This is a genomic window from Pantoea coffeiphila (genome assembly GCF_016909495.1).
Taxonomy (GTDB): domain Bacteria; phylum Pseudomonadota; class Gammaproteobacteria; order Enterobacterales; family Enterobacteriaceae; genus Erwinia; species Erwinia coffeiphila.
Genome location: NZ_JAFBFW010000012.1, coordinates 1 through 24,584 on the forward strand (window position 1 = coordinate 1; position 24,584 = coordinate 24,584).

Annotated in this window: 23 protein-coding genes; 7 read left to right on the forward strand and 16 right to left on the reverse strand. The window is 53.4% G+C overall.

Annotation, left to right across the window (positions count from 1 at the left end):
- Positions 1–227: 227 nt before the first annotated feature.
- Genes hemG through pepQ form a run of 4 tightly spaced genes read right to left on the reverse strand, consistent with a single transcriptional unit; the run spans position 228 to position 4,197 of the window.
- Entirely contained in the window at positions 228–761 is a 534-nt protein-coding gene (hemG, locus tag JOE09_RS24625) for a menaquinone-dependent protoporphyrinogen IX dehydrogenase (protein ID WP_200547572.1), read from the reverse strand.
- A gap of 14 nt (positions 762–775) precedes the next feature.
- Entirely contained in the window at positions 776–2,227 is a 1,452-nt protein-coding gene (gene trkH / locus JOE09_RS24630; protein ID WP_200547571.1) for a Trk system potassium transporter TrkH, read from the reverse strand.
- 27 nt (positions 2,228–2,254) lie between these two features.
- Positions 2,255–2,866, reverse strand: coding sequence for an IMPACT family protein (locus JOE09_RS24635; protein WP_205067693.1), 612 nt, complete (start codon positions 2,864–2,866; stop codon positions 2,255–2,257).
- Entirely contained in the window at positions 2,866–4,197 is a 1,332-nt protein-coding gene (gene pepQ / locus JOE09_RS24640) for a Xaa-Pro dipeptidase (protein ID WP_205067694.1), read from the reverse strand. The genes JOE09_RS24635 and pepQ overlap by 1 nt, the downstream gene beginning before the upstream one ends.
- A gap of 186 nt (positions 4,198–4,383) precedes the next feature.
- Here pepQ and fadB point away from each other — a divergent pair, with 186 nt between their 5' ends.
- Both fadB and fadA read left to right on the forward strand, forming a co-directional pair.
- A complete protein-coding gene (fadB, locus tag JOE09_RS24645) occupies positions 4,384–6,570 on the forward strand; it encodes a fatty acid oxidation complex subunit alpha FadB (protein ID WP_205067695.1) in 2,187 nt (728 codons plus the stop codon).
- A 10-nt stretch (positions 6,571–6,580) separates the two neighbouring features.
- Complete coding sequence (fadA, locus tag JOE09_RS24650; protein WP_205067696.1) at positions 6,581–7,744, forward strand: acetyl-CoA C-acyltransferase FadA; 1,164 nt, start codon at positions 6,581–6,583, stop codon at positions 7,742–7,744.
- Positions 7,745–7,841: 97 nt separating this feature from the next.
- On the opposite strand, the gene fre is transcribed toward fadA, so the two are convergent.
- Positions 7,842–8,543: an NAD(P)H-flavin reductase gene (gene fre, locus JOE09_RS24655; RefSeq protein WP_105595181.1), complete on the reverse strand. Its 702-nt coding sequence runs from the start codon at positions 8,541–8,543 to the stop codon at positions 7,842–7,844.
- A 45-nt stretch (positions 8,544–8,588) separates the two neighbouring features.
- Entirely contained in the window at positions 8,589–10,073 is a 1,485-nt protein-coding gene (ubiD, locus tag JOE09_RS24660; protein WP_105595180.1) for a 4-hydroxy-3-polyprenylbenzoate decarboxylase, read from the reverse strand.
- Between the two features lie 170 nt (positions 10,074–10,243).
- Between ubiD and rfaH the strand changes: the two genes are divergently transcribed.
- Positions 10,244–10,732 (forward strand): transcription/translation regulatory transformer protein RfaH, encoded by a 489-nt coding sequence (gene rfaH, locus JOE09_RS24665; protein ID WP_205067697.1) that lies wholly within the window; start codon positions 10,244–10,246, stop codon positions 10,730–10,732.
- A gap of 67 nt (positions 10,733–10,799) precedes the next feature.
- Here the strand turns inward: rfaH and tatD are convergent, their stop codons facing one another.
- The 9 genes from tatD to udp all read right to left on the reverse strand — a co-directional run bounded on the left by tatD (position 10,800) and on the right by udp (position 18,956).
- The gene (gene tatD / locus JOE09_RS24670; protein WP_205067698.1) at positions 10,800–11,579 is read right to left on the reverse strand and encodes a 3'-5' ssDNA/RNA exonuclease TatD; all 780 of its coding nucleotides are present in this window, start codon (positions 11,577–11,579) and stop codon (positions 10,800–10,802) included.
- A gap of 80 nt (positions 11,580–11,659) precedes the next feature.
- Positions 11,660–12,421, reverse strand: a complete 762-nt coding sequence (gene tatC, locus JOE09_RS24675; protein ID WP_205067699.1) for a Sec-independent protein translocase subunit TatC — start codon at positions 12,419–12,421, stop codon at positions 11,660–11,662.
- 2 nt (positions 12,422–12,423) lie between these two features.
- Complete coding sequence (gene tatB / locus JOE09_RS24680; RefSeq protein WP_205067700.1) at positions 12,424–12,996, reverse strand: Sec-independent protein translocase protein TatB; 573 nt, start codon at positions 12,994–12,996, stop codon at positions 12,424–12,426.
- Positions 12,997–12,999: 3 nt separating this feature from the next.
- Positions 13,000–13,251, reverse strand: a complete 252-nt coding sequence (gene tatA, locus JOE09_RS24685; RefSeq protein WP_105595175.1) for a twin-arginine translocase TatA/TatE family subunit — start codon at positions 13,249–13,251, stop codon at positions 13,000–13,002.
- A 121-nt stretch (positions 13,252–13,372) separates the two neighbouring features.
- Positions 13,373–15,010, reverse strand: a complete 1,638-nt coding sequence (gene ubiB, locus JOE09_RS24690; protein ID WP_200547562.1) for a ubiquinone biosynthesis regulatory protein kinase UbiB — start codon at positions 15,008–15,010, stop codon at positions 13,373–13,375.
- Entirely contained in the window at positions 15,007–15,612 is a 606-nt protein-coding gene (ubiJ, locus tag JOE09_RS24695; protein ID WP_105595173.1) for a ubiquinone biosynthesis protein UbiJ, read from the reverse strand. Before ubiJ ends, ubiB begins: the two co-directional genes overlap by 4 nt.
- A 12-nt stretch (positions 15,613–15,624) precedes the next feature.
- Entirely contained in the window at positions 15,625–16,380 is a 756-nt protein-coding gene (gene ubiE / locus JOE09_RS24700) for a bifunctional demethylmenaquinone methyltransferase/2-methoxy-6-polyprenyl-1,4-benzoquinol methylase UbiE (protein ID WP_105595172.1), read from the reverse strand.
- 74 nt (positions 16,381–16,454) lie between these two features.
- Positions 16,455–18,002, reverse strand: coding sequence for a DNA recombination protein RmuC (gene rmuC / locus JOE09_RS24705; protein WP_205067701.1), 1,548 nt, complete (start codon positions 18,000–18,002; stop codon positions 16,455–16,457).
- Between the two features lie 192 nt (positions 18,003–18,194).
- Positions 18,195–18,956: a uridine phosphorylase gene (gene udp, locus JOE09_RS24710; RefSeq protein ID WP_123337867.1), complete on the reverse strand. Its 762-nt coding sequence runs from the start codon at positions 18,954–18,956 to the stop codon at positions 18,195–18,197.
- Positions 18,957–19,244: 288 nt separating this feature from the next.
- Between udp and JOE09_RS24715 the strand changes: the two genes are divergently transcribed.
- Positions 19,245–20,081: a dienelactone hydrolase family protein gene (locus tag JOE09_RS24715; protein ID WP_205067702.1), complete on the forward strand. Its 837-nt coding sequence runs from the start codon at positions 19,245–19,247 to the stop codon at positions 20,079–20,081.
- A gap of 45 nt (positions 20,082–20,126) precedes the next feature.
- On the opposite strand, the gene metE is transcribed toward JOE09_RS24715, so the two are convergent.
- Positions 20,127–22,409 (reverse strand): 5-methyltetrahydropteroyltriglutamate--homocysteine S-methyltransferase, encoded by a 2,283-nt coding sequence (metE, locus tag JOE09_RS24720; RefSeq protein WP_205067703.1) that lies wholly within the window; start codon positions 22,407–22,409, stop codon positions 20,127–20,129.
- A 122-nt stretch (positions 22,410–22,531) separates the two neighbouring features.
- Between metE and metR the strand changes: the two genes are divergently transcribed.
- The 3 genes from metR to JOE09_RS24735 all read left to right on the forward strand — a co-directional run bounded on the left by metR (position 22,532) and on the right by JOE09_RS24735 (position 24,366).
- The gene (gene metR, locus JOE09_RS24725) at positions 22,532–23,473 is read left to right on the forward strand and encodes an HTH-type transcriptional regulator MetR (protein ID WP_200562743.1); all 942 of its coding nucleotides are present in this window, start codon (positions 22,532–22,534) and stop codon (positions 23,471–23,473) included.
- Positions 23,474–23,570: 97 nt separating this feature from the next.
- On the forward strand, positions 23,571–24,041 hold the full coding sequence (locus JOE09_RS24730) for a YehS family protein (RefSeq protein WP_205067704.1): 471 nt from the start codon (positions 23,571–23,573) through the stop codon (positions 24,039–24,041).
- Between the two features lie 136 nt (positions 24,042–24,177).
- Entirely contained in the window at positions 24,178–24,366 is a 189-nt protein-coding gene (locus tag JOE09_RS24735) for a hypothetical protein (protein ID WP_205067705.1), read from the forward strand.
- Positions 24,367–24,584 lie beyond the last annotated feature (218 nt).

Consider the following 24,584-nt stretch of genomic DNA (forward strand, 5'->3'; position numbering starts at 1 on the left):
CTGCTGCGAGGTGGCGTATATTACGCTTTCCTCCTTCGGAGTCAACTTCTTTTTGAGAAGTTTTTTCCGGCGGTTCAGACAACTTCCTGAACCTCCTGAGTGGCTGACTCGTAAGCCGCTGTGCCGTCTCAGTGGTTGCGCATTATAGGCAGTTCTCGACGGCTGACAAGTCTTTATTGCAAAAAAATTACCGAGCGAGCTTTTTTTCAACGAACCGCGGTTTTTTACTACAGTTTGCCTGGTAATACAGCAAATTCATGGGCAAAACGGGCCACCTGCTGCCAGTCTGTGTACTCCACTTCTTTACTTGAATCCGTTTCGCCGCCAGTCATGCGCATAATCAGCTGAATCATGAAGCGATCGAACAGCCCATAGCGGGGATATCGCAGCGCGCCTGCAAACACCGCGCAGCAGTCAGGTTCCCATGGCGACTGGATAAGGAACTTACGTGTGTAAGCGTTGGTCTGCGGCGTACGCTTCTCCGCTTTTCGTGCGGTCAGATTTACGGAGAAAAAACCACTCTGGCGCTGTTGCAAAGAATGAAGGTGTTTTTTCACAAACTTCGCCACCTGCGGATGGAAATGCCCATAGCGAATGGATGCACCTATCAACACCCGATCGTACTGTGTCCAGTCAATCTCACCAACGTGATGAATATTGAAAACATCACACTCCCTCTCCTTATTCAGTAAGTTTGCTATATAGGAGGCGATTTCGCGGGTCTGACCATCACGACTGGAAAATAGAACTAGCGCTTTCATGATTACACTCTCACTTACTCACGCCAGAAGGTCGGCGTAAAAAGAACTAACAACGTAAAGACTTCAAGACGCCCAAATAGCATCGTCAAAATCAGTATCCATTTGGCGGTATCATTCATTGAGGTGAAATTATCAGCCACAACGCCCAGCCCCGGGCCGAGGTTGTTCAACGTTGCAGTTACGGCTGCAAAGGCGGAGAAGTCATCAACCCCGGTTGCGATGATCGCCAACATACTGAGAATAAACACCAGCGCATAGGCTGAGAAAAACCCCCACACGGCTTCCAGGATACGCTCCGGCAGCGCGCGGTTACCGAGTTTGATGGTATAAACCGCATTAGGGTGTACCAGCCTTTTCAACTCACGTGAGCCCTGCTTAAACAGCAGCAGAATACGAATAACCTTCAGCCCACCGCCCGTTGAACCCGCACAGCCGCCAATAAAGGCAGAACAAAGAAGCAGTACGGGCAGGAATAGCGGCCAGTGGGCGATACTGTCGGTCGTAAATCCGGCGGTTGTCGCCATAGAGACAACCTGGAAGAACGCCTGATTCAGCGTCTGCATCCCGCTTTTATAAACCCCATGGAACCACAAAACGATCGTACAAATAATGACGAGCGTTAACTGTACGCCAATAAACATACGGAATTCAGGATCGCGCCAGTAGACCCGCAGACTGCGGCCACTTAATAAAGAGAAATGCAGACCGTAGTTACAACCGGAGATCAGCAAAAAGATGGCGATAATCGTGTTGATGGTTGGGCTGTTAAAGTAGCCAACGCTGGCATCGTGCGTGGAGAATCCGCCAATCGCGATCGTGGCAAAGCTATGGCCTATCGCATCAAACAGCGGCATCCCGGCGACCCATAATGAAACGGCACAGGCAACGGTGAGCAATACGTAGATCAGCCACAGCGTTTTGGCCGTCTCCGCAATACGCGGGCGCATTTTATTATCTTTCAGCGGGCCGGGCATTTCTGCACGATACAGCTGCATCCCACCAACACCAAGGATAGGCAAAATAGCCACGGCAAGAACAATGATCCCCATACCGCCGAGCCACTGCAGCATTTGCCGATAAAACAGAATCGCCTTAGGCAGTGAATCCAGCCCAACCAGCGTCGTCGCACCCGTTGTCGTCAGGCCGGAAAAGGATTCGAAAAATGCATCAGTAATGGACAGATTTGGCTGTTCGGCAAAAATAAAGGGCATTGCCCCTACGCTACCCAGTACGGTCCAGAACAGTACGACGATCAGGAATCCTTCTCGTGGTTTAAGCTCGCTTTTCTGTTTGCGGTTTGGCCACCACAGCAGGGTGCCGATCATCAGTGCCATAAAGAACGTCTGCGTAAATGCACGTCCGGCCCCGTCACGGTAAATTAAAGCCACCAGCCCCGGCACAATCATCGTGCCTGAGAACAAAATGACCAGTACACCCACTATGCGGGTAATGGCACGAAAATGCATTCTGCCGTTCCTTTCCTGACGTAAAAGTTATTTGAGCGGGACCAGATGTAGTAAGCCCCGGCTGAAGTCCGACAGATTCTTAGAGAAATCTGCAACCTGAGCATGAGGTAACGCCAGAGTAAGCGTAATATTTTGCAGAAACTCGCTATTCAGCAGCAGTCCGTCAAAGCGAGCAATCATTCGTTCAATATCCCCCAGCTGCGCATAGTCGCAGACCAGCAGGAAATTCAGCATCGGGACTTTTATTTTGCGGGTTAACAGACGCAGCGCCTGCTGCACCCCACCGCCGTAAGCCTTAACCAGCCCCCCCGTCCCAAGCTGGATACCGCCATAATAGCGCACTACGACGGCAGTAATCTCACCAATATTGTTACCCATCAGCTGGGCCAGCATCGGCTTTCCGGCAGTGCCAGAAGGTTCGCCATCATCGGAAAACCCCAGCTTTTGCGAATCATCCGGTGCACCGGCCACCCATGCCCAGCAGTGATGCCGGGCCGTTGGATGCTCCTGCTTAATCTGCTGGACGAAAGCCCGAGCCGCTTCAACCCCGTCCGTATGCGCCAGCAGGGTAATAAAGCGGCTTTTCTTAATTTCCTCGCTGTAGCTGCAAGACTCAGCAGGAACTTCCCAGGCCTCCATCAGGAAAGATGCAGGTCGCGGGTCATATTTTCCACCCGATTCGCATGAATCACGACGTTATCCTCAATACGGATACCGCCATAAGGCTTGAGCGCGTCAATTTTATCCCAGTCGAAATGCTGGCTGAACTTACCGCTGCGCCAGGGCTCCAGCAACGAGTCGATGAAATAAATCCCGGGTTCGATCGTAAGTACCATACCCGGTTCCAGGATACGCGTGCAGCGCAGGTAAGGATACTGCGCAGGTGCCGCCAGGTGAGTACCGCTGTCATCCTGCATAAATCCAGCGACGTCATGCACCTGTAATCCCAGCGGATGGCCCACACCGTGAGGCATAAACGGCCCGGTGATATCTTCTTTAACCATTGCCTCGGCGCTGATCCCTTTTACCAGCTGATGTTTAAGCAACAGGCCGGCAAGGCGGAAATGCATCTGCTGATGATATTCGGTATAGCGCACACCGGCTTTCATCGTGGCAATAAGCGCCAGCTCCTCAGCGTTCATATCTTTAATCAGCTGCGCATACTCGCTGCTTTCACTCGCCGCATAGGTGCGGGTCAAATCTGCCGCATAGCCCTGATATTCCGCCCCGGCGTCGATCAGGAAACTGCGCCGATGTTCCGGTACCTGATGCTGCAGTTTAGTGTAGTGCAGCACTGCAGCATGCTCATTGAGTGCAATGATGTTGTCATAGGGAACATCCGTATCACGGTGCCCGGTCGCGCTAAGATAGGCGATATTAATGTCGAACTCGCTCATACCTGACAGGAAGGCTTCTTTCGCTGCACGATGGCCGCTGACGGCAATCTTCTGCGCCTGGCGCATACAGTAAAGTTCGTAGCTGGTCTTATAGGATCGATGGTAATGCAGATAATTCAGCACGCCCGCCGGATTAATCGACTCAGTGCTGAATCCCAGCTGCGCAGCGCGCGCGGCAACCGGGCCAATATACGCGACATTGTTGCGCGCTGAAGGCAGCTGCTGCGCAATATCATCAGCATTTTTCAGGGCAATAATTTCAATCTCATCAGTCCAGAAACTCTGCGGCAGCGGCTCTACGTTATGCCAGTAGTCCACCGGAGAGTAGAACCACAGTTTCGGCTTGTTGACGCCATCGATCCACAGCCAGCAGTTGGGGACCTGCGTGACCGGCACCCAGGCTTTGAACTGAGGATTAACCTTAAACGGATAGCTGTGATCGTCGAGGAACACCGTCAGTAGTTCCCCTGAGTGAATCAGCATTGCATCAAGATTGTGGCGCGCCAGTACCTGCTGCGCACGCTGCTGCAGCGTTTTCACATGATCCTGATAAAGCGTTACCAGTGATTCCATTGCCCTGTCTCCGTGATGATCAAATTGTCCGCATCTTACCACAGCCTGTCTGGCCGTGCCGTTTTGCCTCAGCTGTGATCTTGTTTGCAAATTAGCAAACTCTCATTTGCAAATAATTAACATAGATTCCACACTCACGATCATCTGGTATGACCAGATCCTTTTACCGCAGCTCAGGAGACAGACATGCTCTACCAAGGCGAAACGCTTTCCCTCGACTGGCTGGAAGATGGCATAGCCGAACTGGTTTTCAATGCCCCAGGCTCAGTCAATAAACTGGATACCCGGACCGTGGCCAGTCTGGGAGAGGCGATTGCAGTGCTGGAACAGCTACCACAGCTGCGTGGCGTACTGCTCAGCTCTGCAAAACCCGCCTTTATCGTTGGGGCAGATATTACCGAATTCCTTTCGCTGTTCACCGCACCGGCTGAACAGCTGGCGGAATGGCTGGCTTTTGCCAACGGTATTTTCAACCGTCTGGAGGATTTACCGGTCCCCACCGTCTCCGCCATTAATGGCTATGCGCTGGGCGGTGGCTGCGAGTGTGTACTGGCGACGGATTTCCGCATCGCTACCGAGAATACACGCATCGGCCTGCCGGAAACAAAATTAGGGATTATGCCTGGCTTTGGCGGCTCGGTACGCCTGCCGCGCCTGTTGGGGGCCGACAGTGCGCTGGAAATCATCGCCGCCGGAAAAGATATCGACGCGGGTCAGGCGCTCAAAGTAGGCCTGGTTGATGCGGTCGTTAAGGAAGAAAAACTGGCTGCAGCCTCGCTGACCGTATTGAAAGAAGCCATCGCCAATAAACAGCCATGGCGCGAGCGTCGCCAGCCGAAGCTTGAACCGCTGAAGCTGAGTAAAATTGAAGCGGCCATGAGTTTTACCACCGCCAAAGCCATGGTGATGCAAACCGCCGGTAAGCACTATCCCGCACCGATAACCGCGGTCAAAACCATTGAAGCCGCTGCCACTCTGGGCCGCGACGACGCATTGAAGCTGGAAACCGCTGCGTTCGTACCGCTGGCGCGATCTAATGAAGCGCGGGCCCTGGTGGGTATCTTCCTCAACGATCAGGCGATAAAAGCCAAAGCTAAAAAACTGACCCGTGATACCGACACGCCCAAACAGGCCGCCGTGCTGGGCGCCGGAATTATGGGGGGCGGTATTGCTTACCAGTCGGCATGGAAAGGCGTACCGATCATCATGAAGGATATCAGCGAGAAATCCCTGCATACCGGCATGAGTGAAGCCGCGAAGCTGCTTAATAAACAGCTGGCGCGTGGGAAAATTGACGGTCTGAAGCTGGCCAGCGTCATCGGCACCATCCAGCCAACGCTGCATTACGCGGGTTTCGAACGCGTTGATATCGTCGTTGAAGCGGTTGTCGAAAACCCCAAAGTGAAAGCCGCCGTGCTGGCTGAAACAGAACAACAGATTCGTCCAGATGCCATCCTGGCATCTAATACTTCGACTATTCCTATCAGCCAGCTGGCGAAGGCGCTAACGCGCCCGGAAAACTTCTGCGGTATGCACTTCTTTAACCCGGTGCCGCGTATGCCGCTGGTCGAGGTTATTCGCGGTGAAAAGACTGCCGACAGCACTATCGCCAGCGTGGTGGCATGGGCCAGTAAAATGGGTAAAACGCCCATCGTGGTGAACGACTGCCCGGGCTTCTTTGTTAACCGCGTACTCTTCCCCTATTTCGCTGGCTTCAGTCAGCTGCTGCGCGACGGCGCTGATTTTCGCCAGATCGATAAAGTGATGGAAAAGCAGTTTGGCTGGCCGATGGGCCCGTCGTGGCTGCTGGATGTCGTGGGCATTGATACCGCCCATCACGCACAAAGCGTAATGGCGGCGGGTTTCCCGCAGCGCATGAGCAAAAACTATCGCGATGCGATTGATGTCCTGTTTGATGCTGGCCGTTTCGGGCAGAAAAACCAACTTGGCTTCTGGCGCTGGGAAACGGACAGCAAAGGCAAAGCAAAAAAAGTCAGCGATACCGCGACCGACGCTATTCTTCAGGAAGTTTGCCAACCGAAGCGTGAGTTCAGTGATAGCGAGATCGTTTCACGCATGATGATCCCGATGATCAACGAGGTTGTGCGCTGTCTGGAAGAAGGTGTTATCGCTTCACCGGCAGAAGCCGATATGGCGCTGGTTTACGGACTGGGTTTCCCGCCGTTCCACGGTGGTGTTTTCCGTTACCTGGATACGCTGGGCAGCGATCGGTTCGTCGCACAGGCTGAACCTTTTATTAATCTGGGGGCGCTGTATGAAATCCCGGAAATGCTGCGTGAGAAAGCCAATAACGCGGAAACCTGGTATCCCCTGGCGGCACCGCTGAGTGACACAACCCTGAAAACGGCGTGAGGAAAAGAAAATGGAAAAAGTTGTTATTGTTGATGCCATCCGCACGCCAATGGGCCGCTCAAAAGGCGGAGCCTTCCGCCATGTACGTGCAGAGGATCTTTCAGCGCATCTGATGCGCAGTCTGTTAAGCCGTAATCCGGCACTGGATGCTGCATCACTGGATGATATCTACTGGGGCTGCGTGCAGCAAACGCTGGAACAGGGATTTAACATCGCCCGTAATGCGGCGCTGCTGGCGGAAATCCCGCATCGCGTACCGGCAACCACCGTCAACCGGCTTTGCGGTTCATCCATGCAGGCGCTGCACGATGCAGCAAGGGCCATCATGGTTGGTGATGCATCATCCTGCCTGATTGGCGGCGTCGAGCATATGGGCCATGTGCCAATGAGCCATGGCGTAGACTTCCATCCGGGCCTGAGCCGAAGCGTGGCCAAAGCCGCCGGTATGATGGGCCTGACGGCCGAGATGCTGGCCCGCCTCCACGGGATCGGGCGTGAAATGCAGGACCAGTTTGCCGCACGCTCTCATCAGCGCGCCTGGGCAGCCACCCAGGCAGGCCATTTCAACAATGAGATTGTCGCGGTCTCCGGCCACGATGCCGATGGCGTTCTTAAACGCTACGACTTTGATGAAGTCATCCGCCCGGATACCACGGTAGAAAGTCTGGCATCGCTGCGCCCGGCGTTCGACCCCATTAACGGCACCGTCACCGCAGGCAGCTCTTCGGCGCTGTCTGATGGCGCCGCTGCCATGCTGGTAATGAGTGAGTCACGCAGTGCAGAACTGGGCCTGAAACCAAGAGCACGCATTCGTTCTATGGCTGTGGTTGGCTGCGATCCGTCAATTATGGGCTATGGCCCGGTGCCAGCATCGCAGCTGGCATTGAAACGCGCCGGGCTGAGCATCAACGAGATTGATATCTTTGAGCTAAATGAAGCCTTTGCCGCACAAACCCTGCCGTGTATTAAAGATCTGGGGCTGCTGGATAAGCTGGATGACAAGGTGAATCTTAACGGCGGAGCCATTGCGCTGGGCCACCCACTTGGCTGCTCGGGTGCGAGGATCAGTACAACACTGCTAAATCTGCTGGAACGCCACGATAAACAGTTTGGTCTGGCGACCATGTGTATCGGGCTGGGTCAGGGGATCGCGACGGTATTTGAAAGGGTCTGATACGTTAGTCTGGAAGTTTTACTGTTCAATTTCCCGCCTGTCAGGGGCGGGTTTTTTACGCTAAGGATGAACAGGGCAGGTTCACTGCCCTCTTGCATCAGAAGAAAGCAAACGCATCGCCAAACATGCGCGCTTCCTGAGCGCCACGCTCGGCACAGAAACGTTCACGGGCAATCTTCGCCATCTCAAAGCGGCCAGCAATATAGATATCGTGATCGGCCAGGCTGCCGTAGTCCTGCATCACGGCGGTCAGTACGGTACCCGTACGTCCGGTAAAGCCCTCTTCCGTCTGCTCAACAACCGGTACAACTTTCAGGTTCGGATGCTTAATCGCCAGCGCGTTCAGCTCATCGAGATCGTACAGATGTTTCAGCTCACGTCCGCCCCAGTAAATGGCGATATGACGATCGGGCTGCTGCGATAGCGCCGTCAGAAGAATAGAGCGCGCGTAGGAGAAACCAGTACCACCGGCAATCAGCACCAGCGGACGATCGCCCTCTTCACGCAGCCACGCCTCACCGTGCGGAATATCAACGGTAATCTGGCGCTGCTGCTGGATACGTTCCATCACCGCCATCGCATAGAGGTTCAGCTCGGATGCGCCGATATGCAGCTCAATGATGTCTTTTTCCATCGGCGTAGAAGCCAGAGAGAACGGGCGCTTATCACGCTCGTCCATCACCACCATCAAATATTGCCCTGCGCGGAAACTGAAATCAGCTTCCGGGATCATACGGACGCGGTACACGGTATCGGTAATCGCCTCTACCGAGGTCACTTTACAGCTTAAGGTTGTCATGCGGTCCCTCTGTCGGGTCGTCATTATCATTTGACCACCGGTGCATCAGCGCGCCGGTGTATCACTCAAGATGCCTAACTCATCCCAAATTGCATCAATGCGGGCGGTAACGGCAGGATCTTTGCGGATCGGCGTTCCCCATTCACGCTGCGTTTCACCAGGCCATTTATTCGTGGCATCAAGGCCCATTTTGGACCCCAGCCCGGAAACCGGTGATGCGAAATCAAGGTAATCGATCGGCGTGTTTTCTACCAGTACGGTATCACGGGCGGGATCCATACGTGTAGTGATCGCCCAAATAACATCGTTCCAGTCGCGTGCGTTCACATCGTCATCGCATACGATAACAAATTTGGTGTACATGAACTGTCGCAGGAATGACCATACGCCCATCATCACGCGTTTTGCGTGCCCGGCGTACTGTTTTTTGATGGTTACCACGGCCAGGCGGTACGAGCAGCCTTCCGGCGGCAAATAGAAGTCGACAATTTCCGGGAACTGCTTTTGCAGAATCGGTACAAAGACTTCATTCAACGCCACACCCAGCACAGCAGGCTCATCTGGCGGCCGTCCGGTATAGGTTGAATGATAAATTGCATCCTGCCGCTGGGTGATATGGGTAATGGTAAAGACCGGGAAGCTATCCACTTCATTATAGTAACCGGTGTGATCGCCGTATGGCCCTTCTGGCGCCATTTCTCCCGGTTCAATATACCCTTCCAGCACGATTTCAGCACTGGCAGGTACTTCTAAATCGTTAGAAATACATTTCACAACTTCGGTTTTCGTTCCACGCAGCAGGCCGGCAAAAGCATATTCGGACAGCGTATCCGGTACCGGCGTAACGGCTCCAAGAATGGTCGCCGGATCGGCACCCAGCGCAACGGAGACCGGGAAGCGTTCACCGGGATGCTGCTGGCACCATTCCTGAAAATCAAGCGCACCGCCGCGATGGGAAAGCCAGCGCATAATCAGCTTGTTCTTACCGATAACCTGCTGGCGATAGATGCCGAGGTTCTGGCGCTCTTTTAGCGGGCCTCGCGTCACGGTCAGCCCCCAGGTTACCAGCGGTGCTGCATCATCCGGCCAGCATTTCATCACCGGAATCCGACTTAAATCAACTTCGTCGCCCTGCCAGATCTGCTGCTGGCATGGGGCATTACGCAGCCGTTTGGTCGGCATGTTCAGCACCTGCTTCCACTGCGGCATTTTATCGAAGAAATCACGAAAACCACGCGGCGGCTCGGGTTCCTTCAGGAAAGCCAGCAGGCGACCAACATCGCGCAGTGCTTTCACATCTTCCTGCCCCATCCCCATCGCAACGCGATCCGGCGTGCCAAACAGGTTGCACAGTACTGGCATACTGTAGCCTTTCGGGTTTTCGAACAGCAATGCCGGACCGCCGGCGCGCAGCGTGCGATCGGCAATTTCGGTCATTTCCAGATCGGGGTCGATCTCATGTTTGATGCGTTTTAATTCCCCACGCTGTTCAAGCAGAGAAAGGAAGTCGCGTAAGTCGTGGTATTTCATGACTTTCCATCAATATGGTCAGTGAGTCGGCCATTATAGTGCCGATTCGCCGCTGAGGGTTAGTTTTGTTGGCAACTTTACGCCCGCAGCGCTCCCCTTACGCCAATCTCGCTATATCTCTGAAGATGACTTTGCTATTCTTATCGGTCGGATAATTTAAAAGTGACGTTATGGAATCCTGGTACTTACTTTACTGCAAACGAGGTCAGTTACTGCGCGCGAAAGAGCACCTTGAGCGCCAGGACGTGCATTGCTTCAGCCCAATGATTGCGCTGGAAAAAATCGTGCGCGGCAAACGAACTCAGGTCGATGAACCCCTGTTCCCCAACTATATGTTTATTGAATTCAATCCCGAGGCGATTCACACCACCACCATTAGCGCTACCCGTGGCGTCAGCCATTTTGTTCGTTTTGGGAATCAGCCCGCAATTGTGCCACTCAAAGTGATCAATGCGCTGCAAAATGAGCCTGTTCTGAGCGGCTTTGATGAGGGTCTTGCTCAGCCGGGTGATACGGTGATTATTACCGAAGGGTCATTCGAAGGGCTGCAGGCTATCTATACCGAGCCCGATGGTGAAACACGCTCGATTCTGCTGCTGAATTTGCTCAACAAGCAGGTGATCCGCAGCATAGGCAACTGTCAGTTCGAGAAACTGTAGCGATTCCCCAAACGTTAAGCGCCGATCGACATCCGACGATCGGTGCCTCCCGCTTAATATCGCTTATTTACAGCTGAAAAATCCGACGCGCATTTTCCGCCGTCTTCTCTGCCAGCTGATGAGCATCGTCGCCGCGCAGCAACGCAACCTGCTCGACGATATGCGGCAGGAAACAGGGTTCATTACGACGCGAGGCAGGACGCGGGCGCATATCTCTTGGCAACAGCCAGGGCGCATCGGTTTCAAGCAGCAATCGATCCGCAGGGATCAGCGGCATCAGCTCACGCAGCTCCAGCCCTCTTCGCTCGTCGCAAACCCATCCCGTAATGCCAATCGATAATCCCAGCGCAAGACAATCCTCTAACTCCTGACGATTACCGGTAAAGCAGTGCAGTACTGCCGCAGGCAGTCTGGGCAACCAGGGCTGAAGAATAGAGATAAAACGGCTGTGGGCTTCCCGGCAGTGTAGAAAAACGGGTAATGACAGCTCGGCGGCCAGCTCCAGCTGGGCATTGAAGGCATAGGCCTGCTGTTCCGGCTCGGAAAAATTACGATTAAAATCCAGACCGCATTCGCCAATGGCAACAACCTGCGGCATTTCAGCCAGCCTGCGCAGGGTCGTCTCCGTTTCCCCTGACCATTCACTGGCATGATGGGGATGTACACCCGCGGTGGACCAACAGTAGTCAGGATGTTGCAGCGCAAGGCTTTGCGCCTGCTGGCTCTCCAGCGCATTGGTGCCGGTGATCAAAATGCCGTTAACGCCGGCGTCACGCGCGCGCTTCACCACCTGCTTACGGTCTTTAGCGAACTGGGTGCTGGTCAGGTTTACACCAATATCAAACATAGTCTCTTCCAAACAGTAACCGCCCTGACGGGCGGTTAGAAAATAGTGTTTGTCCTGCCTGAGCAGCCGGTAGCAGAAGCCTACTGCGATTCAGTATCCTGCTCTTCCTCTTCGTCGCCACGCTTTTGCCCAACGTAGAAACGAGAAACCAGCACGCCAACTTCGAACAGGCAGTACATCGGAACGGCTAACAGCGTCTGGGAGAAAATATCCGGCGGTGTCAGTAACATTCCCACCACAAACGCGCCTACCAGTACATAAGGGCGTTTGGCCTTCAAATCTTCCGGGGTGGTCACCCCTGTCCAGCAGAGCAGAATGATGGCAATCGGCACTTCAAACGACACGCCAAACGCCATAAACAGCGTCATGACAAAGTCGAGATAGTTATTGATATCCGTCGCAATCTGTACGCCCTGCGGCGCGGTTTTTGCGAAGAAGCCAAACGCCAACGGGAAGACGATAAAATAGGCGAAAGCCATTCCAAGGTAGAATAGGAATGAACTGGAAAACAGCAGCGGCATGACCAGCCGACGTTCGTGACGGTAAAGGGCTGGGGCAACAAACGCCCAGATCTGATAAAGAATAACCGGCACGGCGAGGAAAATAGACACGATTACGGTCAGCTTAATTGGCGTCAGAAATGGCGAAGCCACATCCGTCGCAATCATGCTGGCACCTGAAGGCATCTTCTCGATCAGCGGCGCAGCAACCATCTGATAAATGTCATTAGAGAAATAGATCAGACAGAGGAAAATCACCAGAACGGCGATAATGCAGTTTAACAGACGCTTACGTAATTCAATCAGATGACTGATAAGGGGCTGGGTATCTTCAACGGCCATATTTATCGTTCATCGCTCGGTTGTGTGGATTTTGCGGCTACAGGAGCAGCCGTGGGAGCCACTGGTTTCTGCAGGGAAACCACGCTCTCCGTCTCTGGGATCTTTGACGCTTTTGGTTCAGCGGCAGCGGCCACGGACGGTTCAGCCGCTTCCGGTGCCTGAGCAGGTGCAGACGCCTGATGATCGGCTTGCGAGGGTGTCGCACCGTCATGAGGAGTCTCATTTTTCACCAGCGGATTGTGAATGGTGTGCGCTTCTTCATCCGCAGCCTTCTCATTGTCGCCCAGGTAGGAACGCTTGAACGACTCTGCCGTCTGCTTCAGTTCCTCTACAGAGGCCTTCAGCTCGGGGGACAGGCTGTCCATACTGGCCTTTTCGATTTTCTTCAGGCCGTCCTGCAATTCCTGCAGTTTCAACTCCTGCGCCAGTTCATTCTGCACGCTGGTCGCCAGCGAACGTAATGCCCGAATCCAGCCAACAACGGTTTTGACCGCTACGGGTAAACGTTGCGGTCCGAGTACTACCAGACCAATAATGAAAACCAGTACCAGTTCACTAAAGCCTATGTCGAACACGGTTTATACCTTGTCGTTTTTGACGTCTTCTTTCTTCACTTCGCTATGCTGCTGCTGATTGGCCAGTTTGGCACTAAAGTCAGCATCTTCAGTATGCGTCGTGGATTTTGCTTTATCGTCTTCATCGCTCATAGCCTTTTTAAAGCCCTTGATGGACGAACCGAGATCGGAGCCCAGCGAACGCAGTTTTTTCGTGCCGAACAGCAGGACCACCAGCACAGCGATGATCAGTAAGTGTGGAAGAGTAATGCCCATGGTTACCTCTAGATATCAATAGTTGAAGCCGGTTAAGCAGTATATAACAGCTTATCTGCCGCTGACGATGCGCAAACTGACGCAGCAGCGCAATAAACTGCCTATTTACCATTCATGACAATCATTTTGTTCTGCGCCAGCCAAGAAGCCAGGCGACGATGCCGCCCGCAATCGATCCGGCTGAAAGCAGATCCCAGTCTGGGCGAAATAGCAGAATCGCCGTACCGCTCAGCAGCAGAGTAGCACCAACACCGAACAGATAGCGCGACTGATGCTGCTTCGCTTTTTCATCCTTGAGCTCGCTGACCAGACGATCGACGCTGTGCTGCAAATGCTTATGCTGGCGCAGACTGTCGTAAAACAGTTCGGGCAGTTCCGGCAGTTTTTCTGCCCAGAACGGTGCTTTTTCTTTTAGCGCCCGGACAATAGCTGGAATACCGATTTGATCTTTGATCCAGTCTTCCAGGAACGGCTTCGCCGTTTTCCACAGATCCAGCTGTGGATAAAGCTGCCTGCCTACCCCTTCAACATACAGCAGCGTTTTCTGCAGTAATACCAGCTGAGGCTGAACTTCCATATTAAAACGGCGCGCGGTATTAAACAGGTTCATCAACACATGGCCAAATGAGATTTCCGCAAGAGGTTTCTCAAAAATGGGTTCACAAACCGTACGAATGGCAAACTCAAAGTCTTCAACATTGGTATCAGGCGGAACCCAGCCTGAGTCAACGTGCAATTCTGCCACCTTGCGATAGTCGCGGTTGAAGAACGCGATAAAGTTCTCGGCCAGATATCGTTTATCTTCCTTGTTGAGTGAGCCCACAATGCCGCAGTCGATGCCGATATACTGTGGGTCCTCAGGATGCTCGTAGCTGACAAAAATATTCCCCGGGTGCATATCCGCATGGAAAAAACTGTCGCGGAATACCTGGGTGAAGAACACCTGCACACCACGCTCAGCCAGCAGCTTCATATTGATGCCGTGCTGCTCCAGCGCTACCACATCCGAAATAGGGATGCCGTAGATGCGCTCCATAACCAGCATCGTCTCACTGCAATAGTCTGAGTAGATCTCAGGAACATACAGCATATTGCTGCCGTCGAAGTTACGACGCAGCTGAATGGCATTCGCTGCTTCACGCAGCAGGTTTAGCTCATCAAGCAGCGTTTTTTCATAGTCGGCGACCACTTCCTGCGGTCGTAAACGACGGCCATCCGGCAGCAAACGTGGAACCCAGCGCGCCATACGCTTAATCAGCTTCATATCCGCTTTAATAACCGGCAGGATATCGGGGCGAATCACCTTGATAACGATCGCTTTACCATTCTCTTTCAGCGTTGCCGTATGCACCTGAGCAATGGATGCTGATGCCAGCGGGGTGATGTCAAAATCATCAAACTGACTGGAAATTGGTGCGCCTAACGACTGCTCGATCAACTTCAGAGCTTTAGCTCCATCAAATGGCGCAACGCGATCCTGCAACATCGCCAGCTGATCGGCGATCTGCCGGGGAAACAGATCACGTCGCGTAGACATCATCTGCCCAAACTTAATCCATACCGGGCCGAGCTGCTCCAGCGCCAGGCGAAGACGCTCGCCCAGCGGCAAATTCTTATGGCGATTCGGAAGCCAGAACAGGCATTTTCGCCACAGACGCAGCGGCAGGGTAATGCGCATCTTCGGGATTAGTTCATCTAAGCCATAAGTAAGGAACACGCGAATGATCAAATACAGGCGGCGTAACTCTCCGAAACTCATTTAGCCTCCCGTTTGCGCAGGCGTGCTTCCAGCGCTTCGAAAGAGGCCGAAAGCGCGTCAACTTCTTCAGCAAACCATGCCAGCTCGAGCGCACCCGGGGCAACTCGCCACTCTTCGGTCAGCGTTTGCGCCAGATAGCTTTGTTTACGCTGCACATCACGGCGAACGGCCTGAAAACCACGGCGGGCAAACTGCGAAATCCCCTGAGCGGCGATATCGCCAATCCACGGGGCGAGGTACTCTGCCGGGTCCAGCTCGGCCAGATCCATCAGCGCAGAAAACTGCTGAACCAGCTGCAGATCGCCTTCAACTTCCAGTTCTCCGCTGCGGATGAGCGCAGTCAGCTGCTGACGATCGCGAAGCTTCGGCAACGTAGCCAGGCGAGTTTTCACCGTACAATCGGGCTTATCAGCCCAGTCACCTATCACATCGACCTGACGATCGCTGAAGATAAAGGTCACGGACTGCTTCAGTTCAGCCAGTTCTATAGCAAGGCTTTTACCACTCAGGCGTTGACGCGCCGCTTTCAGGCCACGATCGCGATACAGAATCTGGTTAAGCGCGGTCTCCAGACTGGCAGTTAACAACGGCGTTAAAGTCATTCGCTTTCCCGATCAGAACTTAAATCCGCGGTGCAAGGCAACGATGCCGCCCGTGAGATTGTGATACGTGGTGTTTTCGAAGCCGACATCCATCATCATCTGCTTAAGCGTTTCCTGGTCTGGATGCATGCGGATGGACTCAGCCAGATAGCGATAGCTGCCGGCATCTTTCGCCACCATTTCACCGATGCGCGGCAAGATGTGGAAAGAGTAGGCATCATAAGCTTTGCTCAGCGGCTCCAGCACCGGCTTGGAAAACTCCAGGACCAGCAGGCGTCCGCCCGGCTTAAGGACGCGGAACATCGATGCCAGTGCCTTCTCTTTTTCCGTCACGTTACGCAGGCCAAAAGCGATGGTAATACAGTCAAAATAGTTGTCCGGGAACGGCAGGGCTTCTGCATTGGCCTGAACATAATTAACGTTACCGATAATGCCTTTATTGCGTAGCTTTTCGCGGCCGACTTTCAGCATTGAGCTGTTGATATCAGCCAGCACGACCTCGCCAGTTTCGCCAACCAGACGAGAAAACTTCGCCGTCAGATCGCCTGTACCGCCGGCTAAATCCAGCACGCGCTGCCCGCGGCGCACGCCGCTGCTGTCAATGGTAAAACGCTTCCAGATGCGGTGAATACCGAATGACATCAGATCATTCATCAGATCGTATTTGGCCGCAACGGAGTGGAAAACATCAGCAACCATGTCGGCTTTGTCGCTTTTCGCAACGGTGCGGTAACCGAAGTGGGTAGTGTCCTTTGATTCATCTGCCATTTGTTTTGCCTGCTCTACAATCAAATATTTGCCAAGTGTACCAGAGTCAGGCAGGCCAGGCACATGCCGCTCGCTTATTCATTGATTTGACGCTGCCCGCGCGTAGCGTAAACATCTGGATCGCCAGCTTCAACCCGCGGTTGCTGAGTGTCGCCTTGCTCCGCATTTTCATCATCGCCCTCAGATACCGCCTGCCCGGCCAGAAGAGGGTTAATGGGACGCTTCACCTCCACTCCCATCTGACGAAATCCTTCCGTTTGCGCAATCAGATTGCCCCGCCCTTCTGATAGTTTTTTCATCGCCTGGCGGTAACTGTCCTGAGCCTTGTCAAGGTTCTGCCCGATACTGGTCATGTCATCAACAAACAGCCGCATTTTGTCATACAGCCGCCCGGCACGGTCGGCGATGCGTTGGGCGTGGCGGCTCTGATGTTCATAACGCCACAGATTGTTAATCGTCCGTAGCGCAACCAGCAGCGTGGTCGGACTGACCAGCATAATGTTCTGGTTCAAAGCTTCACTAATCAACTCTGGCTGGCGGTCGATTGCCAGTAAAAAGGCCGGTTCAATCGGGATAAACATCAACACATAATCCAGCGAGCGTAAACCCGGCAATTGTTGATAATCTTTTCGGCTGAGTAAGCGAAGATGGCCGCGGATCGCCGCAATATGCTCGCTGATTGCCGCTTCACGCTGTAGCTCATCTTCACTATTGAAGTAACGCTCGTAGGCCACCAGGGTCATTTTGGCGTCAATCACTACGTCTTTACCCTGGGGCAGACGCACAATGACGTCCGGCTGCATGCGGCCATTCTGTTCCAGTTGGATGTTCACCTGAGTTTCATACTCATGCCCTTCACGCAATCCTGATGCCTCCAACACGCGGCTCAGCACGACCTCTCCCCAGTTACCCTGAGTTTTATTGTCACCCTTCAGCGCCTTCGTCAGGTTGAGCGCCTCCTGTGCCATACGGGCATTGAGCTGCTGCAGGTTACGTATCTCATGGGAAAGCGTATGGCGCTCGCGCGCTTCCTGGCCAAAGCCTTCCTGCACCTGGCGGCGAAATCCTTCCAGCTGTTCACGCAGCGGGGTTATCAGGCCATGCAGGCTCTGACGATTCTGCTCATCCACGCGGCGTCCGCTATTTTCAAAGATGCGATTGGCCAGGTTTTCAAACTGCGAGTTAAGCCGCTGCTCGCTGTTGACCAGCAGCCGTTGTTTTTCTTCTGCAGCCATCCGAGTTTCTTCCAGCCGGATGGTAACTTCACGCAGTTCAGCTTCCTGCGCGCTGTTAATCTCCAGCTGCGTACGCAGTTCACGTGATAACTGTTCCGCTTCTCCCCGCCAGTGATCGAACTGATGCAGTTTTTCCTGCGCGGCGGCGAGATTACCGTGCAGCTGGCGTAACTCCTGCTCATTCTGTCTTTGCATCACAGCCTGCTGCTCCAGCTGCTGCTGCAGGCGCTGACGTTCTGTCTGACTCTGCTCAGCAGCTTGTACCAGCAGCTGCCGCTCGGTTTCCTGCTTAGCGAATCGCTGGTGACCGAGAAACCAGGCAAATATCCACCCTGCCAGTATTCCCGCCAGACCAATGACTGCGGCGTAACTGATTGTTGCATCCACTCTGCTTTCCCTCTCATCAACGACAACAGGGGAAAAATAGAGGCACACTGTATGAATGTCCAGATAAAAAGCGCGAGGAAGAAGGATGTATGGTGATTTAAATGCGAACTGGATAACGGCTCGAAAAAGCGGGGGTTTTGTTGCAGGAATTTCATGGCTGCGGCAGGTGCCGCAGCCCAAGTATTTTGACGATTAGAGCAGGCGGCGAGCAGCCTCAACAACGATTTTCACCGCATCGCTTTCGGTACGCTTCATGGTTTCCGCGTCAGGGATTTCCTGCTGGGTACGGTTGACGATCACACCGGCAACCATACCGGCCCGCAGTCCCTGGCTGGCACACATGGTCAGCAATGTAGCCGATTCCATTTCATAGTTCAGCACGCCCATCTGCTGCCACTCTTTCATTGAGCCCTGGAAGCGGCTGACAACACGTCCGGAATAGGTATCGTAACGCTCCTGACCCGGGTAGAAGGTGTCGGAAGAGGCGGTTACGCCGATATGCGTTGTGGCTCCGGCTTCTTCCGCTGCGGCAACCAGTGCAGTGGTGCAGGCAAAGTCAGCGACGGCCGGATATTCCAGCGGAGCAAAATGCAGGCTGGCACCATCAAGACGCACGGAAGCCGTAGTCACCAGCACATCACCCACGTTGATATTCGGCTGAATCGCGCCGGTGGTTCCCACTCGCAGGAACGTGCGAACACCTAACTGCGCCAGCTCTTCCACGGCAATTGAGGTGGATGGGCCGCCAATTCCGGTCGAACAGACGATCACCGGCTTGCCGGAGAGCTCTGCACGCCAGGTGGTGAATTCACGATGTGAAGCCAGATGGACCGGGTTATCCATCAGAGCCGCAATTTTCTTCACGCGCTCAGGGTCACCGGGCACGATCGCCAGCGTGGCACCCTGAAGATCGGCCTTCGTTAAGCCAAGGTGGAAAACATCAGATTGTGCCATTTCAAACTCCTGTCACGAAAATCGGGGGATAGTTAACTGAGTGCTACTGTAAGCAAACACGGCGCACATTTATGTGATAAAAATCGCTTATCCAAATGAAACTTACATCAATCAAAATAAAAAGTGCGATCAAAATCACACATAAATGTTCTGTTGCCTTTTTTTGCTACAACCCACCCCGTAGATCGGGTTTATCTGATGATAAAGAGATAGCCCGTACCCAGCGAGGGTGCCAGAATTTCCTGGCTATAGTTAGCCCATCGCCTTAGTTCATGCATGGAGAGGACAATGAAAACCGAAGATAACACGACTCAAAAATTGAGCAATAATAGCTTCGCACCTGCAGTCCAGCCTGTCGCGGCAACCACCATTATTACCGATGATGCAGAGATTCTTTCTGGGGAAACGTCGATCCCCACTCAGGGTGAAAATATGCCCGCTTTCCACGCCAGGCCACGCAATGTGGCAGGACCTTTACCTGTTGTACTGGTTGTGCAGGAGATCTTCGGCGTTCATGAACATATTCGCGATATTTGCCGCCGTCTGGCCCGTGAAGGCTATCTGGCCGTCGCCCCAGAACTCTACTTCCGTCAGGGCGATGTCGCTGACTATAACGACATCCCAACGCTATTGAAGGAGCTGGTCAGTAAAGTGCCGGACAGTCAGGTTTTGGCCGATCTTGACCACGTGGCGAACTGGGCTTCGCGCCATGAGGGTGATATGCGCAATATGGCCATCACCGGTTTTTGCTGGGGCGGCCGCATTACCTGGCTTTACGCCGCGCATAATCCGCAGCTGAAAGCGGCCGTGGCATGGTATGGCAAGCTGGTCGGTGAAAAGACCATGAAGCAGCAGAAACAGCCGGTGGACATTGCTGTCGATCTTAACGCACCGGTATTAGGGCTTTATGGCGCGAAAGATGACGGTATACCGTTAGATACGGTCGATACCATGCGCCAGGCACTGCGGGCGGCGAATGCGCACGCGGAAATCATTGTCTATCCCGATGCCGGTCACGCATTTAACGCCGACTATCGCCCAAGCTATCACGCAGAGTCCGCCACCGACGGCTGGCAGCGCATGCTGGCGTGGTTTGCCCAACATGGCGTAGTAGCAAAAGCATAAACAAGGGGGCGCTCAGCGCCCCAACCGATTACAACACGACTCAATTCACACAGATAATGACGCTTTTGCCGCACGCAGATTCTGCGCCGCTGTCACCATGTTGGCCAACGCCTGGCGGGTTTCAGTCCAGCCGCGGGTTTTCAGGCCACAGTCCGGGTTTACCCAAAGACGTTCGGTTGGAATTCGCTCTGCGGCTTTCAGTAGCAGGGCTTCCATCCATTCCACACTCGGTACATTTGGCGAGTGGATGTCGTAAACGCCCGGGCCAATCTCATTGGGATAGTCAAACTCTTCAAAAGACTCCAGCAGTTCCATATCGGAACGTGAGGTCTCGATGGTAATAACATCCGCATCCAGCGCCGCGATCGAATCCATAATGTCATTGAACTCGCAGTAGCACATATGGGTGTGGATCTGTGTTTCATCCTGCGCCACGGCGGCATTCAGGCGGAACGCATCCACCGCCCAATTCAGATAGTCGGCCCATTCAGACTTATGCAACGGGAGGCCTTCACGCAAGGCCGGTTCATCAATCTGAATGATGCCGATACCCGCTTTTTCCAGATCGACCACTTCATCACGCAGCGCCAGCGCAATTTGCTTAGCAATGGTTTCACGTGAAACATCTTCACGCGGGAATGACCAGCAGAGGATCGTCACCGGGCCGGTTAGCATGCCTTTTACCGGCTTTTCGGTCAGCGACTGGGCATACTTCGCCCACTCTACGGTGATCGCCTGCGGGCGGCTGACGTCGCCGATGATAACCGGTGGTTTAACGCAGCGTGAACCGTAACTCTGTACCCAGCCGTTCTGCGTGAAGACAAAACCGTCAAGGTTTTCGCCAAAGTATTCCACCATGTCGTTACGTTCGGCTTCCCCATGAACCAGCACATCAAGACCCAGGCGCTCCTGCTCGACGATGGCCTGCTTGATGTGTTCGGCAATGCCGGTGCGATAGTGGGCACCATCCAGACGCCCCTGCTTAAAGTCCAGACGCAGACCGCGAATTTCGGTAGTTTGCGGGAATGAGCCAATGGTGGTGGTTGGCCATGCCGGCAGCTGGAAACGCTTTCGCTGGGCTTCGGCACGAACCTGATAGCTATTCTGACGCTGGCTGTCTTTCGCCGTAATTGACGCGAGGCGCTGAGCCACCGCTGCGTTGTGCACTCGGGTGGATGTTTTTCGAGCACGGACTGGGGCGCTCCAGGCCTCCAGTGAGGCGGCATCATCGTTGTTCAGTGCATTGCTCAGTAGTGACAGTTCGGTACATTTTTGCAGTGCGAAAGCGAACCAGCTTTTCACCTCTTCATCCAGGCGCGTTTCCACACTCAAATCGATCGGGCTGTGCAGCAGCGAGCAGGAAGTCCCAATCCACAGCTGTTTGCGTTGAGCGACCAGCGGCCGCAGTCGCTCAAACCAGCTGCTGAGATCGGCACGCCAGACGTTTCGTCCGTTAATCACCCCGACCGACAGCAGCCAGTTCGCCGGCACGTTGTTATTCAACAGGGTGATGTCATCTTTGCCATGAACCAGATCCACGTGCAGTCCCTGAACAGGCAGTGCGGTAATGGTCTCCAGGTTCTGACCAATACTGTCGAAATAGGTGGTTAGCAGCAGCTTAGCGTGTCCCTGCAGTGCATCATAAGCCGGTTTGAACGCCGCCAGCCATTCAGCAGGCAGCTCAAGAGCCAGGGCAGGCTCATCAATCTGCACCCACTCAATATCACGTTTCGCCAGCTCGGCAAGGACCTGTTGATAGACCGGAAGAATGTCTCTTAGCAGCGTCAGGCGATCGAACGGTTCGCCCTTCACTTTCCCCAGCCACAGGTAGGTTACCGGGCCAAGCAGTACGGGTTTGACCTTATGCCCAAGGGTCAGCGCTTCATCAACCTCATCCAGCAGCTGGGTCCAGGTCAGTTTGAACTGTTGGCCGCGTACAAACTCCGGCACCATATAGTGATAGTTGGTGTTAAACCATTTGGTCATTTCTGCGGCGGCGGCCGGTTCACCGGTCGGTGCGCGACCCCGTCCAAGACGGAACAGGGTATCAAGGTCAACAGAACCCTCTTTATTTCGGTGGCGGGCAGGTACGTTGCCCAACAGCAGGCTGGTCGTCAGTACGTGATCGTACCAGGCAAAGTCACCAACCGGCAGCAGGTCCACACCGGCATCTTTCTGCTGTTGCCAGTGACGAGTGCGTAATTCGCGGCCGGTTGCCAGCAGTTCTTCCTGCGTGCTATTGCCCGCCCAGTAACTTTCCTGTGCTTTTTTTAGTTCGCGGCGCAGGCCGACGCGGGGAAATCCAAGAGTATGGTTCTGAATAGTCATGATGCGCTTCCTGTTAATTTAGGTGTTATCATTTGGACGTCCAGATGTTTACACTGCTATAATCCGCAGGTACTGTATTATCTACAAGCGCAATATGTTCACTGTCGATGTGAAGGACTCTCATGATCGAACTTAAACACCTCCGAACGCTGCAGGCTCTGCGAAATTCAGGTTCGCTGGCCGCCGCTGCCGCCCAGCTTCATCAAACGCAGTCAGCGTTATCCCATCAGTTCAGCGATCTGGAACAGCGGCTGGGCTTCCGTCTGTTCGTGCGGAAAAGTCAGCCGCTTCGCTTTACGCCACAGGGAGAGGTTTTACTGCAGCTGGCCGAGCAGGTGTTGCCACAGATTCAACAAGCATTACAGGCCTGCCATGAGCCACACCAGACTACGTTGCGTATCGCTATTGAGTGTCACAGCTGTATCCAGTGGCTGACGCCGGCACTGAACAATTTCCGTAAGAGCTGGCCGCAGGTGGTGATGGATTTTAAATCAGGCGTGACGTTTGACCCACAGCCTGCGCTTCAGCAGGGCGAACTGGATATCGTACTCACCTCCGATATTCTGCCGCGCAGCGGCTTGTTCTATACGCCAATGTTCGATTTCGAGGTCAGGCTGGTTATGGCACCTGACCATCCTCTGGCCAAAGTGAACCGTATTTCTCCGGAAGACTTAGCCAGTGAAGTGCTGTTGATTTACCCGGTACAGCGTCAGCGTCTTGATATCTGGCGTCATTTTCTACAGCCCGCTGGCGTCAGCCCGGCTCTGAAAAGCGTGGATAACACATTATTGTTAATTCAGATGGTCTCCGCGCAGATGGGCATTGCAGCTCTGCCACACTGGGTGGTGGAAAGCTTCGAGCAACAGGGACTGGTGGCTACCAGGGCGCTGGGCGAAGGTCTGTGGAGCAGGCTATACGCGGCTGTACGCGATGGGGAGCAGCGTCAACCGGTGGTTGAAGCATTTATCCGTTCAGCCCGGCAGCACGCCTGCGATCATTTACCACGGGTGCGGGATGCCTCTCTCCCGGGCACGCCGCTGCCAACATCGCTGACTCATCCCTGATCCCACTCATCAGTGAAGACCGGCGGTTTTTCCTGTCTAACCGCTCAATTGGCTCTATAATGCGCTCACTGCAATAGTTTCAATGAAGAGAGTGTTTATGACGAATAATGATGTCCTGCGCAGCGTGCGTTACATGCTGGATTTAAGCGATGCGAAAGTAGTGAGCATTCTGGCGCTGGCAGAGAGCGAAGTGGCTGAAGCCGAAGTGCACAGCTTCCTGAAAAAAGAAGATGAGCCAGGCTATCGCCTCTGCCCGGATGTCGTTATGGGCTATTTCCTTAACGGTCTGATTTTCGAGCGCCGTGGAAAAAGCGAAGATGCGCCGGTGCCTTCGATTGAACGCAAGATGACGAACAACATCATCATGAAAAAGCTTCGCGTCGCTTTCGATTTAAAAACCACCGATATTATTGATTTGCTGAAAAGCGCCGATTTTGCGGTGGGGCAATCAGAAATTGGTGCAATCTTCCGCAAGCCGGGGCATAAAAACTATCGCGAGTGCGGCGATCAAATCCTTCGCAACTTCCTCAAAGGTCTGGCAATGAAGATTCGCCCGGCTAAAAAATAAATATTCATCTCTATTTCAAATAATTAACGCCTTAACCGGGCGTTAGTTTATAAAAATCTTTAAATTACGATACCTGCTCTCTTACTCGAAACTCTAGTATCTCTTGAGTTCTTCAATCAAAAAGGGAGTTTATATCATGCAGGTATTGTCAGAAATAGAGTTAGATCAGGTTAGCGGTGGCCGGGCAAATATGAATATCACCACCGTTATTAACAATGATAAACCCATCAACGTTATTAATATTGGTGGTGATGGTTTAGTTATCAATTTTGATGATAGCGGTATGACCATTGTGAATGGTGAATTTACCAGCAACTATCGTTAACTAACAAATTCAGGGAGTTACGCTTAGTTTATTAAAGATTTAAACAACGGCAGGTGTACTCCCTTTCTACGCCAGTATCACAGCTCATCTTATCGCCTCCTTAAATCCCGCTTTTTTCCATGGATATAACATTCCTTAGATAAAAAATTTTTCCAATTAGAACGTAAACATCCAAAATGCAGACTCCAGAGCGTTAAACGGCCCCATTAGTGTGACTT

Coding starts and splice junctions, on each gene's coding strand:
- hemG (WP_200547572.1), bottom strand. CDS start 761: ATGAAAGCGCTAGTTCTATTTTCCAGTCGTGATGGTCAGACCCGCGAA.
- trkH (WP_200547571.1), bottom strand. CDS start 2,227: ATGCATTTTCGTGCCATTACCCGCATAGTGGGTGTACTGGTCATTTTG.
- JOE09_RS24635 (WP_205067693.1), bottom strand. CDS start 2,866: ATGGAGGCCTGGGAAGTTCCTGCTGAGTCTTGCAGCTACAGCGAGGAA.
- pepQ (WP_205067694.1), bottom strand. CDS start 4,197: ATGGAATCACTGGTAACGCTTTATCAGGATCATGTGAAAACGCTGCAG.
- fadB (WP_205067695.1), top strand. CDS start 4,384: ATGCTCTACCAAGGCGAAACGCTTTCCCTCGACTGGCTGGAAGATGGC.
- fadA (WP_205067696.1), top strand. CDS start 6,581: ATGGAAAAAGTTGTTATTGTTGATGCCATCCGCACGCCAATGGGCCGC.
- fre (WP_105595181.1), bottom strand. CDS start 8,543: ATGACAACCTTAAGCTGTAAAGTGACCTCGGTAGAGGCGATTACCGAT.
- ubiD (WP_105595180.1), bottom strand. CDS start 10,073: ATGAAATACCACGACTTACGCGACTTCCTTTCTCTGCTTGAACAGCGT.
- rfaH (WP_205067697.1), top strand. CDS start 10,244: ATGGAATCCTGGTACTTACTTTACTGCAAACGAGGTCAGTTACTGCGC.
- tatD (WP_205067698.1), bottom strand. CDS start 11,579: ATGTTTGATATTGGTGTAAACCTGACCAGCACCCAGTTCGCTAAAGAC.
- tatC (WP_205067699.1), bottom strand. CDS start 12,421: ATGGCCGTTGAAGATACCCAGCCCCTTATCAGTCATCTGATTGAATTA.
- tatA (WP_105595175.1), bottom strand. CDS start 13,251: ATGGGCATTACTCTTCCACACTTACTGATCATCGCTGTGCTGGTGGTC.
- ubiB (WP_200547562.1), bottom strand. CDS start 15,010: ATGAGTTTCGGAGAGTTACGCCGCCTGTATTTGATCATTCGCGTGTTC.
- ubiJ (WP_105595173.1), bottom strand. CDS start 15,612: ATGACTTTAACGCCGTTGTTAACTGCCAGTCTGGAGACCGCGCTTAAC.
- ubiE (WP_105595172.1), bottom strand. CDS start 16,380: ATGGCAGATGAATCAAAGGACACTACCCACTTCGGTTACCGCACCGTT.
- udp (WP_123337867.1), bottom strand. CDS start 18,956: ATGGCACAATCTGATGTTTTCCACCTTGGCTTAACGAAGGCCGATCTT.
- JOE09_RS24715 (WP_205067702.1), top strand. CDS start 19,245: ATGAAAACCGAAGATAACACGACTCAAAAATTGAGCAATAATAGCTTC.
- metE (WP_205067703.1), bottom strand. CDS start 22,409: ATGACTATTCAGAACCATACTCTTGGATTTCCCCGCGTCGGCCTGCGC.
- metR (WP_200562743.1), top strand. CDS start 22,532: ATGATCGAACTTAAACACCTCCGAACGCTGCAGGCTCTGCGAAATTCA.
- JOE09_RS24730 (WP_205067704.1), top strand. CDS start 23,571: ATGACGAATAATGATGTCCTGCGCAGCGTGCGTTACATGCTGGATTTA.
- JOE09_RS24735 (WP_205067705.1), top strand. CDS start 24,178: ATGCAGGTATTGTCAGAAATAGAGTTAGATCAGGTTAGCGGTGGCCGG.